General features: G+C 66.7%; 13 protein-coding genes. 5 read left to right on the forward strand and 8 right to left on the reverse strand.

What is annotated here, in order from left to right; all coding sequences use genetic code 11:
* Nucleotides 1-24 precede the first annotated feature (24 nt).
* Nucleotides 25-600 carry an LppP/LprE family lipoprotein gene (locus G6N55_RS24315; protein ID WP_085221012.1) on the reverse strand — a complete coding sequence of 192 codons (576 nt, stop codon included), beginning with the start codon at nucleotides 598-600 and terminating at the stop codon, nucleotides 25-27.
* Between the two features lie 70 nt (nucleotides 601-670).
* Here G6N55_RS24315 and G6N55_RS24320 point away from each other — a divergent pair, with 70 nt between their 5' ends.
* A complete protein-coding gene (locus G6N55_RS24320) occupies nucleotides 671-2,392 on the forward strand; it encodes a DEAD/DEAH box helicase (RefSeq protein ID WP_085221011.1) in 1,722 nt (573 codons plus the stop codon).
* Nucleotides 2,389-3,528, forward strand: coding sequence for an acyltransferase family protein (locus G6N55_RS24325; protein WP_085221010.1), 1,140 nt, complete (start codon nucleotides 2,389-2,391; stop codon nucleotides 3,526-3,528). Before G6N55_RS24320 ends, G6N55_RS24325 begins: the two co-directional genes overlap by 4 nt.
* A gap of 12 nt (nucleotides 3,529-3,540) precedes the next feature.
* Here G6N55_RS24325 and G6N55_RS24330 read toward each other — a convergent pair whose 3' ends face one another.
* The 4 genes from G6N55_RS24330 to G6N55_RS24345 all read right to left on the reverse strand — a co-directional run bounded on the left by G6N55_RS24330 (nucleotide 3,541) and on the right by G6N55_RS24345 (nucleotide 8,136).
* Complete coding sequence (locus G6N55_RS24330; protein WP_085221257.1) at nucleotides 3,541-4,122, reverse strand: TetR/AcrR family transcriptional regulator; 582 nt, start codon at nucleotides 4,120-4,122, stop codon at nucleotides 3,541-3,543.
* The gene (locus tag G6N55_RS24335) at nucleotides 4,122-5,363 is read right to left on the reverse strand and encodes a cytochrome P450 (protein WP_163667489.1); all 1,242 of its coding nucleotides are present in this window, start codon (nucleotides 5,361-5,363) and stop codon (nucleotides 4,122-4,124) included. Before G6N55_RS24335 ends, G6N55_RS24330 begins: the two co-directional genes overlap by 1 nt.
* Nucleotides 5,364-5,499: 136 nt before the next feature.
* Nucleotides 5,500-6,855, reverse strand: a complete 1,356-nt coding sequence (locus tag G6N55_RS24340) for an FAD-binding oxidoreductase (protein WP_085221256.1) — start codon at nucleotides 6,853-6,855, stop codon at nucleotides 5,500-5,502.
* 33 nt (nucleotides 6,856-6,888) lie between these two features.
* Nucleotides 6,889-8,136, reverse strand: a complete 1,248-nt coding sequence (locus tag G6N55_RS24345) for an MFS transporter (protein ID WP_085221008.1) — start codon at nucleotides 8,134-8,136, stop codon at nucleotides 6,889-6,891.
* Between the two features lie 70 nt (nucleotides 8,137-8,206).
* Between G6N55_RS24345 and G6N55_RS24350 the strand changes: the two genes are divergently transcribed.
* From G6N55_RS24350 to G6N55_RS24360, 3 genes are read left to right on the forward strand one after another with little or no spacing between them, the layout of a single operon-like run.
* Entirely contained in the window at nucleotides 8,207-9,052 is an 846-nt protein-coding gene (locus G6N55_RS24350; protein WP_085221007.1) for a uracil-DNA glycosylase, read from the forward strand.
* Entirely contained in the window at nucleotides 9,049-10,179 is a 1,131-nt protein-coding gene (locus G6N55_RS24355) for an FAD-binding protein (protein WP_085221006.1), read from the forward strand. The genes G6N55_RS24350 and G6N55_RS24355 overlap by 4 nt, the downstream gene beginning before the upstream one ends.
* Nucleotides 10,180-10,217: 38 nt before the next feature.
* Complete coding sequence (locus tag G6N55_RS24360) at nucleotides 10,218-11,249, forward strand: LLM class flavin-dependent oxidoreductase (protein WP_085221005.1); 1,032 nt, start codon at nucleotides 10,218-10,220, stop codon at nucleotides 11,247-11,249.
* Nucleotides 11,250-11,252: 3 nt separating this feature from the next.
* Here the strand turns inward: G6N55_RS24360 and G6N55_RS24365 are convergent, their stop codons facing one another.
* From G6N55_RS24365 to G6N55_RS24375, 3 genes are all read right to left on the reverse strand, one after another.
* The gene (locus G6N55_RS24365; protein ID WP_085221004.1) at nucleotides 11,253-15,215 is read right to left on the reverse strand and encodes a bifunctional diguanylate cyclase/phosphodiesterase; all 3,963 of its coding nucleotides are present in this window, start codon (nucleotides 15,213-15,215) and stop codon (nucleotides 11,253-11,255) included.
* Between the two features lie 115 nt (nucleotides 15,216-15,330).
* Nucleotides 15,331-15,780: a nitroreductase family deazaflavin-dependent oxidoreductase gene (locus tag G6N55_RS24370; protein WP_085221003.1), complete on the reverse strand. Its 450-nt coding sequence runs from the start codon at nucleotides 15,778-15,780 to the stop codon at nucleotides 15,331-15,333.
* 10 nt (nucleotides 15,781-15,790) lie between these two features.
* The gene (locus G6N55_RS24375; protein ID WP_085221002.1) at nucleotides 15,791-16,219 is read right to left on the reverse strand and encodes an HIT family protein; all 429 of its coding nucleotides are present in this window, start codon (nucleotides 16,217-16,219) and stop codon (nucleotides 15,791-15,793) included.
* Nucleotides 16,220-16,234 lie beyond the last annotated feature (15 nt).

Consider the following 16,234-nt stretch of genomic DNA (forward strand, 5'->3'; position numbering starts at 1 on the left):
GCGGTTCTGCGAAGGCGTGCCGGGTCAGCGCGCGGGGACGTTGCCGATCAGCTCGACGGTGTTGCCGTTCCAATGGAATCGGACGTTGGTGTTCAGGCCGTTGATGCCGCTGGGATAGGTCAACGCCACCGTGTCGCCGGTGGTTTGCGCCGCGTCGATGCCGTTGAACCCGTAGGTGTCCGGCACCCCCTGCGGGATGAACTGGCCGAGATGAAACAGCACCGCCCGGGTCGTCGCATTCACCGCGTTGGTGTTGGCCTTGATGATCACCGCGGAAAGCGGTGCGCACTGGTTGTAGTTACCGGCCAGCGGCTCCGGGTTCCAGGCCTGTTGGCTGCGCGGATCGCGGGGTAGGTCGGAGACCACCTTCGCGATCGTGGGCGACGCCAGGTTGACCGCGCACGGGTCGGCCGGCGTGCTGGGACCCGGCGACGCGATTTCGGTCGGCTTGGGCGTGGCGGGGGCGGTGATCGAAGCGGTTGCCGTGGTGGCTTGCGGCGTCTTCGCGACCGTCGAATCTCCGGAACCGCAGCCGGTCAACGTTGCGGCAAGCAGGACGCCGACGGTCAGTGGCTCGACACGGCACGGTAGGCACCACACATCGCGCTACCGTACCGGCAGCCCGCTCGCTGGTGTAGCAGGCATGCCGTGCCACTAAACTTCTCAGACGATGACAGTCCCAGACGGTTCGCCTGAAGCGGCCGCTACTACCTTTGCCGACCTGCAGATTCACCCCTCGGTCATGCGGGCCATCGCCGACGTCGGTTACGAATCGCCGACCGCGATTCAGGCGGCGACAATTCCGGCGCTGATGGGCGGCTCCGACGTGGTCGGACTGGCGCAGACCGGCACCGGAAAGACCGCAGCGTTCGCCATCCCGATCCTGTCCAAGATCGACGTCACCAACAAGGCGACCCAGGCCCTGGTGTTGGCGCCCACCCGCGAGCTGGCCTTGCAGGTGGCCGAGGCATTCAGTCGCTACGGCGCCCACCTGCCCAAGATCAACGTGCTGCCGATCTATGGCGGGTCGTCCTACACGGTGCAGCTGTCTGGCCTGCGGCGCGGTGCACAGGTGGTGGTCGGCACCCCGGGTCGGGTCATCGACCACCTCGAGCGTGGGACGCTCGACCTGTCGCACGTGGATTACCTGGTGCTCGACGAGGCCGACGAGATGCTCACGATGGGCTTCGCCGAGGAAGTCGACCGCATCCTCTCCGAAACACCGGAATACAAACAGGTGGCGCTGTTCTCGGCGACCATGCCGCCGGCCATCCGCAAGCTCACTACCAAATACCTGCACGATCCGCTCGAAGTCACCTTCAAAGCGAAAACCGCGACAGCCGACAATATTTCGCAGCGCTACGTCCAGGTGGCCGGACCGCGCAAGATGGACGCGCTGACCCGGGTACTGGAAGTCGAGCCGTTCGCGGCGATGATCGTCTTCGTGCGCACCAAGCAGGCCACCGAGGAGGTCGCCGAAAAGCTGCGTGCCCGAGGGTTTTCCGCGGCCGCCATCAACGGCGACATCGCTCAGGCCCAGCGTGAGCGGACCATCGCGGCGCTCAAGGATGGAAGGATCGACATCCTGGTTGCCACCGACGTGGCGGCCAGAGGCCTGGATGTGGAACGCATCTCGCATGTGCTCAACTACGACATCCCGCACGACACCGAGTCCTACGTCCACCGGATCGGACGCACCGGCCGCGCCGGCCGTTCGGGAAACGCGCTGCTGTTCGTCTCGCCGCGTGAGCGCCACATGCTCAAGGCGATCGAAAGGGCGACCCGGCAAACGTTGACCGAGGTCGAATTGCCCAGCGTCGAGGATGTCAACGCGCAGCGGGTGGCGAAATTCGCGGATTCCATTACCGATACGCTTGGCGGCCCAGGCATCGAGCTGTTCCGCAGGCTGGTCGAGGACTACGAGCGCGAGCACGACGTCCCGATGGCCGACATCGCGGCCGCGCTCGCTTTGCAGTCGCGCGATGGTGAGGCGTTCCTGATGTCGCCCGAACCGCCGCCGCAGCGACGTGAGCGGCCCGAACGTAACACCGAGCATCGGGATCGCACGGACAAGCCAAGGCAAACAAGAGATTTCGCCACCTATCGAATCGCCGTGGGCAAGCGGCACAAGATCGGGCCGGGTGCCATCGTCGGCGCCATCGCCAACGAGGGCGGCCTGCATCGCAGCGATTTCGGCCACATCGCGATCGGGCCCGACTTCTCGTTGGTGGAGCTGCCGCCAAAGCTCTCCCCCGCGACGCTCAAAAGGCTTGAAAAGACCCGTATCTCGGGTGTGCTGATCGACCTGAAGCGGGACCGCTCGTCCGGCAAGTCCGCTGAAAGGCCCGGCCGATCGGGTGGGCCCAAGCGGCGCAGAAAAGACGCTGGATGACCCTGTCCGACGAACGGGACGCCCAAGGCGGACTCGAGCAGGTCTCGCACGTCGACCGGGTCGCCTCCTTGACCGGTATCCGCGCGGTCGCCGCGATCCTGGTCGTCGGGACTCACGCGGCCTACACCACCGGCAAGTACACGCACGGCTACTGGGGTCTGGTCGGCGCCCGGATGGAGATCGGTGTGCCGATCTTCTTCGTGCTGTCCGGCTTCCTGCTGTTCCGCCCCTGGGTGAAATCGGCAGCCGGCGGCGGGCCGCCGCCGGCGGTGAGTCGCTATGCGCGACACCGGGTTCGGCGCATCATGCCGGCCTACGTGATCACCGTGCTATTCGCCTATGTGCTGTACCACTTCCGCGATGCCGGACCGAATCCCGGCCATTCCTGGCACGGCTTGATTCGCAATCTCACGCTGACGCAGATCTACACCGACGGCTACCTCGGCAAGTATCTGCACCAGGGCCTGACCCAAATGTGGAGCCTCGCGGTAGAGGCGTCCTTCTACGTGCTGCTGCCGTTTCTGGCATACCTGCTGCTGGTGGTCATCTGCCGGCGGCGCTGGCGGCCGAGGTTGCTGGTGGGGACCTTGTTGGCGCTGTCGTTGATCAGCCCGATCTGGGTTGTCCTGGTACACACCGATCATTGGTTCGCCGACGGCGCTCGGCTGTGGCTGCCGACCTACCTGGCGTGGTTTCTGGGCGGCATGTTGCTGGCGGTGCTGCAGGCGATGGGCGTGCGCTGCTACGCATTCGCCGCCATACCGCTGGCGGTGATCTGTTACTTCATCGTCGCCACCCCGATCGGCGGCGCACCCACGACATCGCCGGCGTCGACGCCGGAGGCGGTCGTCAAGACGGTCTTCTACGCCGTGATCGCCACCCTGGCGGTCGCCCCGCTGGCGTTGGACGGCCACGGTTGGTATTGGCAGGCGCTGGCCAGCCGGCCGATGGTGTGGCTCGGCGAGATCTCCTATGAGATCTTCCTGATCCACCTGGTGACCATGGAATTCACGATGGTCTACATCGTGCGGGCCCACGTCTACACCGGGCCGATGCTGTATCTGTTCGTCGCGACGCTTGTGGTGACGATCCCGCTGGCTTGGCTGCTGCACCGCTTCACCCGCGTACCCGGATGAGACGGCTGCCGGCTAGCGGCGGGCGCTCGCCGGGGCGATGACCGGGACGACAAATTCCTCGATCATCGCTCGCTCCTCGTTTTCGTCGCGGCCCGGATAGGTCAGCAGCGAGACGATCACCCGCACCGCCCAGCGGGCGCGGCGCTCGATGACGGCGGGATCGTGGGGCCCCAGCGAATGCAGGAACGCCGCCGCCAGGGCCGCGATCACGTCGGACTGTCCGGCCAACTCGCCGCCGATCGGCGGGCGAGTGGTGGCGAACCACGACGCCAGGGCGGGGTTCTCGCGAACCATCTCCATCGTGACGAGGATGCTGGCGACCAGCTTTTCGCGGGGGTCCTCGATGCCGCCGGTCCGCGCGATGATGTCGCGGCCAAGGCGATGCGTTTCGCGATGGATGTACGCGGTTCGCAGCGCCTCCCGGTTTTCGAAGTACCGGTACAGCGTCGCGCGGGAACAGCCTGCGGCCCTCGCGATCTCATTCATGCCGATCGAATCCGAATCGCGCGCGGTGTACAGCTGCTCGGCCGCATCGAGGATGCGGTCTACCGCGGCCTCGCTGCGACTCGAGGCAAGCCAGTCATTACCGGCCATCAGGACTTCACGGTGATCGGCACCGACACCGGACGCCGCACGTAGCTGCCGCCCGCCCACACGACCGAATTCTCGTCGACGTCGAAGTCCGGGCAGCGGGCCAGCAGTTCGGTCAGCGCGACCCGGGATTGCATCCGGGCGGCCGCCGCCCCCAGGCAGTGGTGCGCGCCGTGGCTGAAGGTCAGGATGTTGCGCGGGCAGCGGGTCACGTCGAGTTCGCCGGCGTCCGGGCCGTATTGGCGTTCGTCGCGGTTGGCCGACCCGTACAGCAGCAGCACGCGGCGATCGGCCGGGATCGTGGTGTCGCCGATCGTCACGTCGTGGGTGACGGTGCGTGCTAGACCCTGGGCCGGCGAGGTCAGCCGTAACAGCTCCTCGACCGCGTCGTTGATCAGTTCGGGGTTGTGCACCAACAACTCTCGCTGATCGGGCCGTTGGTGCAGCAGCGGCATCGAACCACCGAGCATGCCGGTCACCGTGTCGTTGCCGCCGGTGACCATCGTGAAGGTGAACGCCAGAATCGACAGGGTTCCGGAGATGTCGCCGTCGGCGCCGACGCCGGCAGAGACCAGGTGGGAGATGGTGTCGTCCTCGGGCTCGGTCCGGCGGCGCTCGATCAGCCCGGTGAAGTAGGCCATCATCGATCCGACCGCGTCGCCGACGGTTTCCAGCGCGCCCGCAACCCCGCCGTCGGCGGTGTTGGCCGCGACGATGGCCTGCGTCCAGCCGTCGAACTGAGCCCAATCCTCTTCGGGCACACCGAGATAATGCGCGACGACCATCGACGGCAGCGGCTTGAAGAGTTCGGTGACGATGTCGCCGCCGCCGCGGGCGCGCAACCCCTCGATGCGCTCCACGACGAACTGGCGAACCTTCGGTTCCACCGCCTCGACCTGTCGGGGGGTGAACCCGCGCGACACCAGCTTGCGAAACTCGGTGTGTACGGGCGGATCTTGCATCACGAACGGCGGATTATCCTGCAGCCCAATCATTTCCAGGTCGCCGTAATTGACCGTCAGGCCTTGCGCCGAGGAGAACGTCTCGTGGTCGCGGGCCGCCGACCACACATCCGCGTGCCGGGACAGCACGTAGTAATCCTGCTCGGGATGCTTCGGGGGGACGACGTGGTGCACCGGGTCGTGGTCGCGCAGCGCGCGGTACATCGGCCACGGATTCGGCCAGGTGTCGGCGTTGGCGAGCTCGAACACGACCGGCGCGTTGTGAGACATTACCGCAGTCATGTCTTATTCGTACGACAATGACAGATACATGTCAACTGGCGGGGGTGTCGAGTGTGCGTTCGGGGCGCCCTCCTGAGTGCACATTCACCGCCCTGAGCGCACACTCAGCGCCCAGGCTGCACACTCAACCCCGCAACTAGATCGCCGCGCCGGGGTTGAGGATCCCTAGCGGGTCCAATGCCTGCTTGATCCGTTGATTCAGCGCCATCACCTCGGGCCCGAGATAGCCGTCCAGCCAGGGCCGCTTCAGCCGGCCCACCCCGTGTTCACCGGTGATCGTGCCGCCCAAACCGATGGCCAGGTCCATGATTTCGCCGAACGCGACCTGGGCCCGCGCTGTCATCGCGGCGTCGGCGCTGTCGTACACGATCAGCGGGTGGGTGTTGCCGTCGCCGGCGTGCGCGATCACCGAGATCATCAGGTCGTGCTCCGCGGCGATGCGGGCAATCCCGGTCACCAGTGTGCCCAGCGCCGGAAGCGGCACCCCGACGTCCTCGAGCAGTAGCGATCCCTTGGCCTCGACGGCCGGGATGCAGAACCGGCGCGCGGCGACGAAGGCGTGGCCCTCGTCCGGGTCGTCGGTGGTGAAAACGTCTGTTGCCTTGTTCTCGGCAAAGATCGCCGCCATCAGCTCGGCGTCCTCACCGCTGGCGCGGCCCCGCTCGTCGGAGCCGGCCACCAGCATGGCCGCCGCCCCCCGATCCAGATCCATGCGCAAGATGTCCTCGACGGCGTTGATCGACGCCGAATCCATGAATTCCAGCATCGCCGGCCGCAGCCGGGCCGCGACCCCGAGCACCGCGTCGACCGCCGATTCCACCGAGGCGAACGTCGCCACCACGACGCTCGACGTGTTCTGGGCGGGCAGCAGCCGCAGCGTCACTTCCGTGACGATGCCCAGCGTGCCTTCGCTGCCGACGAACAGCTTGGTCAGCGAAAGCCCCGCCACGTCCTTGAGCCGCGCGCCGCCCAGCCGCACCGCGGTGCCGTCGGCCAGCACCACCACCATGCCAAGCACGTAGTCGGTGGTGACGCCGTACTTCACACAGCACAGGCCCCCGGCGTTGGTGGCGATGTTGCCGCCGATGCTGCAGATTTCGTACGACGACGGGTCCGGCGGATACCACAGGCCGTGTTTGGCGACGGCCTTCTTCACCTCGGCGTTGAGCAGGCCGGGCTGACATACCGCGGTCCGGGTAACCGGGTCGACGGTGATGTCGCGCATCTTCTCCGTCGACAACACGATCCCGCTGGCCAGCGCCGTCGCCCCACCCGACAAGCCGGTGCCGGCCCCTCGCGGCACCACCGGCACCTGGTGGGCGGTGGCCCAGCGCATCACCGCCTGCACGTCTTCGGTGCAGCGCGGCCGTACCACGGCCAGCGGTGTGCCCGCCGACGGGTCGAAGGCGCGGTCCTGGCGGTAGCCGTCGGTGATGGTCGGGTCAGTGACCACCATGCCGTCCGGCAGGTCGGCGATCAGGCCGGCCAGCATGTCTTCATTGACTGTGGTGCTCACGGGCCGATTTTACGGCGCGGAATCCTCGGCAAACTCCGGCGCGCGATCGAGTTCCCGCAGCGACGGCAGCGCGCACGCGATCAGGCCGACCGCAATGATCGGCACCGCCAGCGTCAGGAATGTCACCCGCAGCCCGGCCGCGTCGGCCAACGGACCCGCCACCAGCAAGCCCAGCGGGCCCGCGGCGAAGGTCAGCCCGGTCATCACCCCGACCACCCGGCCGCGCAGATGGTGTGGCGCCCGGGTCTGCATCACGTAGTTGTAGATCGGCTGGATCGGCCCGTAGACCAGGCCGGTCAGCCCGCACAGCACCAGGATCACCGGCAACGGCGGCAGGAACGCGATGCCGACCGACGCGGCACCGAAGGTGAGCGTCGCGGTCAGCACCGCCGTGCGCCGCCGCACGGATTTCGACAGCACGGCATAGCCCAGCGCGCCGGCCACGCCGCCGACCCCGAGCGCCATCAACGCCCAGCCCAACTCCGCGGGTTCGTGACGATCGCTGAAGTATTTGGGAAACAGCACGCTTTCCATCGGCAGGTACAGCGCGGTGACGACCAGGTCGATCAGGCCGAGCGTCCGCAGCACCCGCATCTTCCAGACGAACCGCATGCCCTCGGCGACCCCGGACACCAGCCCGTCGGGCCGGGTCGCGTGGTGTGGCTTGCCGATGCCTTCGAGTCGCAGCGCCCCAATTGCGAGGAACGACAACCCGAAACAGCCCGCCGTGATCCACATCGTGTTGACCCCGCCGACCGTGGCGATCATCAAACCGCCGATACCGGGGCCTACGATGTAGGCCAGGTTGAGAATCGCTTCGTAAACACTGTTGGTGCGGTCCAGCGACCAGCCGGCGCGGCTGGCAGCCTCGGGCAGCATCGACTGGCGCGCCGTTGTCCCGGCCGGGTCGAATGCGGCCGAAAAGAATGCCAACAAGGCCAACTCGGCGACATTGAGCGCGTTCGCGCCGAATAGCCACGCGATCAGCGGTACCGCCGCCACCGCGGTGCCGGATAGCGCATCGGAGACCAGTGAAATGCGGCGCCGCCCGAAAAAGTCGACCGCGGTGCCGGCGACCAATGTGGAGAGCACCAGTGGCACGGTCATGGCCGCGGCCACTATCGATGCGTGGCCGGCGCTGCCGTGCTGCTGCAACGCCAGCCAGGGGAAAGCGACCAATGAAATGCCGGTACCCGCGGTCGCCACCAGAGTGGCGAACAGAATCAGAAGCGCCGGACCGCGGCTGGAACGTGTCATAAATATCGCGGCTGAATCTAGCTCCAATGCGATCGCGGGACCACCGAATTTCGTGGTCACTACCGCCTGAATGCAGGATGTTCATGTGCTTGTTCATCCGAATACCGGATTGGCATTCGATTCGCCGGTGCAACCCGGCACCGGATGGCCCGGCGATCCGGCCACACCGCATACCCCCAAGGCCGCCGATGCGGCGCGGGTTCGGGCGCTGGCCGGCGCGGTCGGCTCGATTCCGGATCTGGACGCCGTGGTGAGCGTCTGTCGTGCCTGCCCGCGGCTGGTCACCTGGCGCGAGGATGTCGCCGTGGCCAAACGGCGCGCGTTTGCCGACCAGCCATATTGGGGCCGGCCGGTTCCGGGCTGGGGGTCGCAGCAGCCGCGAATCTTCATCGTCGGGCTGGCGCCGGCCGCGCACGGCGCCAACCGAACCGGGCGGATGTTCACCGGCGACCGGTCCGGCGACCAGCTGTACGCCGCCCTGTATCGGGCCGGGCTGGTGAACCAGCCGACCAGCGTGGACGCCGCAGACGGGTTGCAAACCAAGCAGATTCGGATCTCCGCGCCGGTGCGGTGCGCGCCGCCGGCCAACGCCCCGACCCCGGCCGAGCGTGACACCTGTTGGCCCTGGCTGGAAGCCGAGTGGCGGTTGGTGTCCGAGCACGTCCGCGTCATCGTGGCGCTAGGCGGATTCGGCTGGCAGATCGCGCTGCGGCTGCCGGGCGCCTTGGAAATGCGAGCGATGCGAGGGACGCCCAAGCCGCGGTTCGGCCATGGCGCCGTTGCCGAGTTGCCGTCGGGCGTGCGTTTGTTGGGGTGCTACCACCCGAGCCAGCAAAACATGTTCACCGGTAAGCTAACTCCGGCAATGCTCGACGACATCTTTATGGAAGCCAAGAAGCTGACAGGGATTAAGTGACCGAGGTATTGATTTCCGGGGCCAGCGTCGCCGGTACAACGTTGGCGTATTGGCTTGGGCAACACGGCTTTTCGGTGACCGTTGTGGAGAGCCACCAGGGCCTGCGCCCGGGCGGGCAAGCGATCGATGTGCGGGGTCCGGCGCTGACGGTGCTGGACCGCATGGGCCTGCTGGCCGCCGCGGCGGACCGAAAGACGGGCATTCGCGGCTCTTCTGTCGTCGACCGCGACGGCAACGAGCTGTCCCGCGACACCGAGTCGACGCCCACCGGCGGTCTCATCGACAACCCCGACATCGAGCTGCTGCGCGACGACCTGGTCGAATTGCTATACGAGGCAAGCCAACCCGACACCGAATACATCTTCAACGACAGCATCTCCGCCGTGGTGAACCGCGGCACCGCGGTCGATGTGAGGTTCGAACGCACGCCCGGCCGCAGCTTCGACCTGCTGATCGGCGCCGACGGCCTGCATTCCAATGTGCGCCGGCTGGTGTTCGGCCCCGAGGAGCGGTTCATCAAACGGCTCGGGACGCACGCAGCGATCTTCACTGTGCCCAACTTCCTGAACCTGGACTTCTGGCAGATGTGGCACTACGGGGACACCACGATGGCCGGGGTCTACAGCGCCCGCAACAACACCGAGGCGCGCGCCATGTTGGGTTTCATGGACACCGAACTGCGGATCGACTGGCGCGACACCGAAGCCCAGTTCGCCGAGGTCGAACGGCGGATGGCCGACGACGGCTGGGTACGCCCGCAACTGCTGGAGTTCATGCGCAAAGCGCCGGATTTCTACTTCGACGAGATGGCGCAGATCGTGATGGATCACTGGTCGATCGGGCGCGTGGCGCTGGTGGGCGACGCCGCCTACTGCTGCTCGCCGCTGTCGGGCCAGGGGACCAGTGTCGCGCTGCTGGGCGCCTACATCCTGGCCGGCGAGCTCAAGCGCGTCAGCCAAGCCGATTGGGTCGACCACGGGGTCGCCTTCACCAACTACTTCAAGCGCTTTCACGGCTACACCGAACGCACCCAGTTCCTGGCCACCGACAACATTCCCGGTGGTGCCCCGATATCGCAGGAGCAGTTCGAGGCGGTCGTCAACTCGATCACGCCGAGCAACTACTAGCCGGGAACGACCACCGCGCCGAATGCGTTGAGGCCATCGTGCGTCTTTCCGTCCTCGATCTCGTCCCGGTACGCACCGACCAGTCGACCGGCGACGCGCTGGCGGCCACCGTGGCGCTGGCGCAGACCGCCGACCGGCTGGGCTTCACCCGCTACTGGGTCGCCGAACACCACAACATGCCCTCGGTCGGTGCGACCAGCCCGCCGGTACTGCTCGCCTACCTGGCCGCCCAGACGTCGCGGGTTCGGCTGGGATCCGGCGGGGTGATGCTGCCCAACCATGCGCCGCTGGCCGTCGCCGAGCAGTTCGCGCTGCTGGAAGCGGCCGCCCCGGGCCGAATCGACCTGGGCATCGGGCGGGCGCCCGGCTCCGACCCGGTGACGTCCTATGCGTTGCGCGGCGCTCGTGATGATCGCGATATCGAGAACTTCCCCGAATACCTCGACGACGTGGCGGCGTTGATGAGCGCACGCGGCGTGCTGGTTCCCCTGCGCTCTGGCGACTACCGGCTCAAGGCCACCCCGGCCGCGGCCAGCGAACCACGCCTGTGGCTACTGGGCTCGTCGATGTACTCGGCGCATTTGGCGGCCGCCAAGGGACTGCCCTACGTGTTCGCACATCACTTCTCGGGCAAGGGAACCGAGGAGGCGCTCGAGGTCTACCGCACGCGGTTCGTGCCCAGCATGTTGACCGCCGAGCCCGTGACGTTCTTGACGGTCAACGCCGCGGTAGCCGAAACACGGGACGAGGCAACGGCATTGATGCTGCCCAACTTGCAGATGATGGCGCGCCTGCGCACCGGACAGCCGCTGGGTCCCGTCCCGCTGGTGGAGGAGGCCGAAGTGGCGGAACTGACGGCGGCCCAACAGCACATCGTCGACAGCGGGCTGCAGCGCGCCGTCCTCGGCACCCCGGCCCAGGCCGCCGAGCAGGTGCGGGCGCTGGCCGAGCAGTTCGGCGTCGACGAGGTGATGGTGAACCCGGTCGCGTCGGCCCGGCGCGGCACCGACCCCGCCACCGCACCGGGGCGGGTGGCAACGCTGGAGCTGCTGGCTAAGGAATTGTTCTAGCGCTCAATCGGCGATGCCGGCCTGCTCGGGCTTTCTCGGGTTTTGCTGGCGCACATGGCTGCTGATCCACTCCTCGAGCTTGTCCGGGGGCAGCGGCGGGGTGTGTACGAACCCCTGGGTAATCGTGCAGCCGTATCGCTGCAGTGCGGTCAGCGTGACCTCGTCTTCGACCCCCTCGGCCACCAGGTCCGCGCCGAGACTGTCCGCCAGCGCGATCGTGGACCGCACGATGGCCACCGATCGGGCGTCCTGAGCCAGCCGTGCCACGAAGATCCGGTCGAGCTTCAACTCGTCAACCGAGACATCCTGCAACCTCGCCAGCGACGACCATCCGGTCCCGTAGTCGTCCAGCGAAATGCGAACGCCCAGGCGCCGCAGCTCGGCCACGGTATTGCGTGACCGCACCGAGTCGACGAGGGCGCTTTCGGTGATCTCGACGATCAACGCGTTCGCGGGCAAACCGCGGGCCCAGAGCAGTCTTTCGATCGAGCTGACAAGCTCGAGGTCAAGTAGGTTGGTTGTCGCCAGGTTCACCGATACGGCCGAGGTGATGCCGTTTTCGCGCCAAAACTGGATCTGGGTGAGAGCGAGTTTCAGTGTGCGGTCGGCGATCTTGCGCATCAGCCCGGCGCGTTCGGCGGCGGACAGGAATTCCTCGGGCAGCAGCAGCCCACGAGTGGGATGGTTCCACCGCAGCAGTGCCTCGACGCTGTGCACGCTGCCGTCGCTCGTGTTGACCTTGGGCTGGTAGTACAACGTCGGTTCCTCACCTTCGAATAGCGCGTTGCGCAATTCCTCGATGAGGTTGGGGTCGGTGTCGCGGTACACCTCGAACGCCGAGTCGTAGACCGCGATCTTGCCCATCGCGAATTTGGCGTGCGGCATCGCCGCCTCGGCGCGACTCAGCAGCTCTTGCGGATGCTGACAATGATCGGGGCACAACGCAATAGCGATGCGTGCATCGACTCGCACGGTGATCGGATCCAATGCGAATGGCTCGCCCAAGGCTTCGAGCAGGCGACCCGCTTGGGCGCGAGCGCCGATCAGGTCGGACCCCTCCGTCAGCAGGATTGCGAATTCGTCATCGCTGACCCGGGCCAGCAGATCCGCGTGCCGCACGCTGTTGGCAAGCCGATCCGCGATGTGGCGCAACAGCTCATCGCCGAACGGGCGCCCGAGTGAGTCGCTGATCTCGTCAAGCTCGTACAGCTTCACCAGCAGCAACGCCTTGCGCGACGGCGTTTTGAGCGCCGCGTCGAGTTCTGTCGGGGTGTCGGGCAACGACGTCAACGCGGTGGCCAGCGACCTTCGGTTGGGCAACGTCGTCAACTCGTCGGTCATGGAGTGCTTGTAGCTTTCGGCCATCATGCTGACGTCACGCAACGTCAGCGAGAACCGGACGGCGGCGGTCACCAGGCTCAATGCCGCCAAAGCCGTTGCAAATCGCGAGTTTTCGTCCAACACGATGACCGTCAGCGCGACGGCTGTGCAGGCCGCCGGCACGGCGTAGGACCAGAATCCACGCTTGAGCCCGCGCGCCGCCGATGGCGCGGGCGCCCAGCTGGCCATCGCCACCAGGAGTGAGGCCGCGGGCCAGGCGGCATCGAGCGTGGTTCCTGAGCGGTATGAGCCGGCCGAGGTCTCGAAGAGATAGACGGTGTCCGCGACCGCAAAACCGATCAGCCCACCGACGAGCAGAGCCCAGCGAAATTCGTTGCGCCAGCCAACCATTGGCAGCATGCCGGCGGCGAGAGCCACCAGCACCAGATCGCCCCACGGGTACAGCAGTCCGACCAACACGGTGTCCGGTGCCCGGGTCGCGGCCGCGTGGAAGGGACCGTTACGCAGTGCCACGCCCAGTGCTGCCATGGCCAAACCGCATACCAGGGGATCGAGCCGGATCGGAATCGGTACGGCGGCCAGTCGTGCCCGCACCAGCAGCAGCAGCCCGAGATAGACGAACGGGTAGAACGCGAGGTACTCCGGGTCGGCCGCCGAGGGTGACTGCCCGTCGGGTACTCCCACGAGGTAGACGACGTCGCCCATCGCCGAGGATGCCATCCCGACCGCGATCAGCGACCAGGCCAACCGATCGCTCGCGACGCGGTAGGCGCGAACGGCAATCAGCCCGGCCGCCAGCAAGTTCAACGCGGCATACAGAGAATTGGTGAAGGGTATGTCCTTGGCATTGAGGCCGGCAAGGCTCGTCGCGGTGAAGGTGAGCACGCCAATTGCCAATATTGCCATGGCAATTCGGACCGGCGCGGGTGCCCATCGCAGGTCATCGGGCAGATCGGATGGCTCGTCGGGTGCCGAGGTCTTTGGCTCCGCTCGTGCGGTGCGTGGCGAGCCGGATATGCCCGAGGCGGCTGCCGAAATGGGCGCCCATTCCGCCAGTTTGGCGGGCAAGGCCGATATCGCCGATACCGACTCGCTCGACCGCGGAAACGTATAGGAGAACGGAATGTCCGGCACGAAGCTGCGGACGCATTGGCCGCCTTCGCGTTTGGCGGTATACATGGCCAGGTCGGCGTGCCGCAGCAGCTGGTCGACGGTGCATGTCGACGCGGCGGTGGCCACGGTGAAGCCGATGCTCGGGCGAACCGCGACCGGCACGCCGTCGATCACGATCGGGGCGCTGAACGCCTCGAGCACGTCATGTGCGGCAGCCTGAGACTCTTCGACGGAACCCTCTAGCAGCACCGCGAATTCGTCACCGCCCAGTCGGGCGATGAGGCCGTTTTCGTGCAGGGCGGCGGTGAGCCGCCCGGCGACCCGGATGAGCAGTTCGTCGCCCGCCGGGTGTCCCAAGCCGTCGTTGACCGCTTTGAAGTTGTCGAGGTCGAGGCACAACACCGCGATTGGTGGAGAATCTTCGTTTCGGGCGGCGACGGCGTCTTCCAGGCGATGCAGGAAATGCGGCCGATTCGCCAGGCCGGTCAGGCTGTCCCGAAACGCCTCCCGCGCGACCGCGGACAACAGGTCCTGGTTTTCGGTGAGCGCGATGAATTGCCGGACGAGCACCGCGCCCACCAGGATTCCCAGCAGGGCGGTCAACACTCCGAGGTGCTGACTGACGATGGCGCCAAACCCGACGACCGCGGCCAGCGACAGCGGCAGGTACGGCAGCCACAGCAGCGTGCGTGACAACACCTCGCTGCGCGACGCCGTCGCCGACACGGGTTCGTCGACGCTGGCCAGGGCGCCAAGCGTGATCAGGCACAATCCGGCCACCCGGCCCAGGTCACCCAGATCACTGACGTGATAGCTGCCGATCCCGGTATCGAACACCATCGTGATGTCGGCGATGCTGATCACCGCGATACCGGCGGCTACCAGGCTGCGGCTCGGTCGCTCACCGGGACGACCCCGCGACAGCATCAGAATCGCCGTCGTCAGCAGGATGCCGTCGTTGACCACCTGCGCCACCGTCGCGGTCCGGGAACCGGTGGTGTCGCGCAGCTGCTTTTCCAGGACGAATACCCACGAGACCACGAGCAGCGAGGTGACCAGGATCAGCCCGTCGAGTACCAGCCGCCGCGAACTGTGGCGAGACAGGTTGGACAACGCCACCAACGACGTCATGGCGCCGAAAGGCCATAACAGCAGCACGATCTCGGCCGCGGCCGGGTGCGCGGCGTGATCCAGCTGCGAGCGCACGTCGTAGAATGCCCAGATGAGTTCGCCGATCGCCCAGCCCATCAGGGCCGTCACCATGGCCAGCCAGCCGACTCTGCGGCGCCCGGTGGTGTAGCGCGCCGCGCGCAGGCCGCATGCCGCACCGAACAGCAGACTCGCCGCCAAGGCGATTTCGTCGACCGGGCGGGTCGCGTACTCGCCTTCCCAGTTCCGGACCGAGGCGACGATGATCATCAGCCCGGCGACGCCGTATCCGGCGACGACGAGCCACCCGACGCGCGCGGACAGCCCGAATCGCTGCCACGGAATCCCCGTCCAGCGCTTCATTGCTGCTCCAGCCGATCTGTTCCCCCGGCGGTGAACGCATGAAGGCTTCACCACTGCATGGGCAGAATAGTCGTCCCAGACGGTTTAGCTGGTGCTTTTGTGCAGCTTGGTACCGCTAGGCGGGCGTCAGCGCGACGATCGGGATGGGCCGCGACGTCCGGCTCTGATACCCGTCGTACCGGTTGGCGTTGTTCTTGTTGACGATTTGCCACAGCCGCGCGTAGTCGGGGTCGTCCGGGCCGATGCTGCGCGAGTTGACTCGGAACCGGTTGGGGCCGACGTTGATCTCACATTCCGGACGTTTGCGCAGGTTGTGGTACCAGCCGGGGGCGCTGTCGCTACCGCCGTAGGACGCGACGACCAGGTACGCGTCGCCGTCCTTGGCGTAGGTCAGTGTGGACGAGCGCTGCTGACCGGTCTTGGCGCCGATCGTGTGCAACAGCAGGCTGTCCGGCATCCCGGGTACGTGGTGGCCGATCCGGCCATCGGTTTTCCGGTACAGCGAGTCGTGAATGCGCAGCAGCGGGGCCAGAAAGATCCGCTCCAGCGTGGTGAGGTTGCTCATGAATCCATTTCTACTGACTGGCGTCGATGCGTGCCAGCGCGTCGCGCAGGATCTGCCCGGTGGCCTCGCGGTCCGGGTCTCGGCGCAGCAACATCCCCTTGGCCACCGAAAGTTTGTCGCCGTTGCGGCGGGGGAGAACGTGCAGGTGGATGTGGAACACCGTCTGGAAAGCCGCGCTGCCGTCGTTGATCCCGATGTTCGTCGCGTCGGCCAATTCGGTGGCCTTGGCGGCGCGTGCGATCCGCTGGCCGATGGTGATCATCTGGGCCAGCGTCTGCGGCGGGGTGTCGGTCAGATCGACGCTGTGCTCCTTGGGCATCACCAGGGTGTGGCCTCGCGTGAACGGGCGGATATCGAGGATCGCCAGGTAGTCGTCGTCTTCGTAAATCCGGATGGCCGGAGCTTCCCCAGCGACGATCGCACAGAACACGCAGGACATGTCGCCACGGTACTG

It is taken from the genome of Mycobacterium florentinum (assembly GCF_010730355.1).
Classification (GTDB): domain Bacteria; phylum Actinomycetota; class Actinomycetes; order Mycobacteriales; family Mycobacteriaceae; genus Mycobacterium; species Mycobacterium florentinum.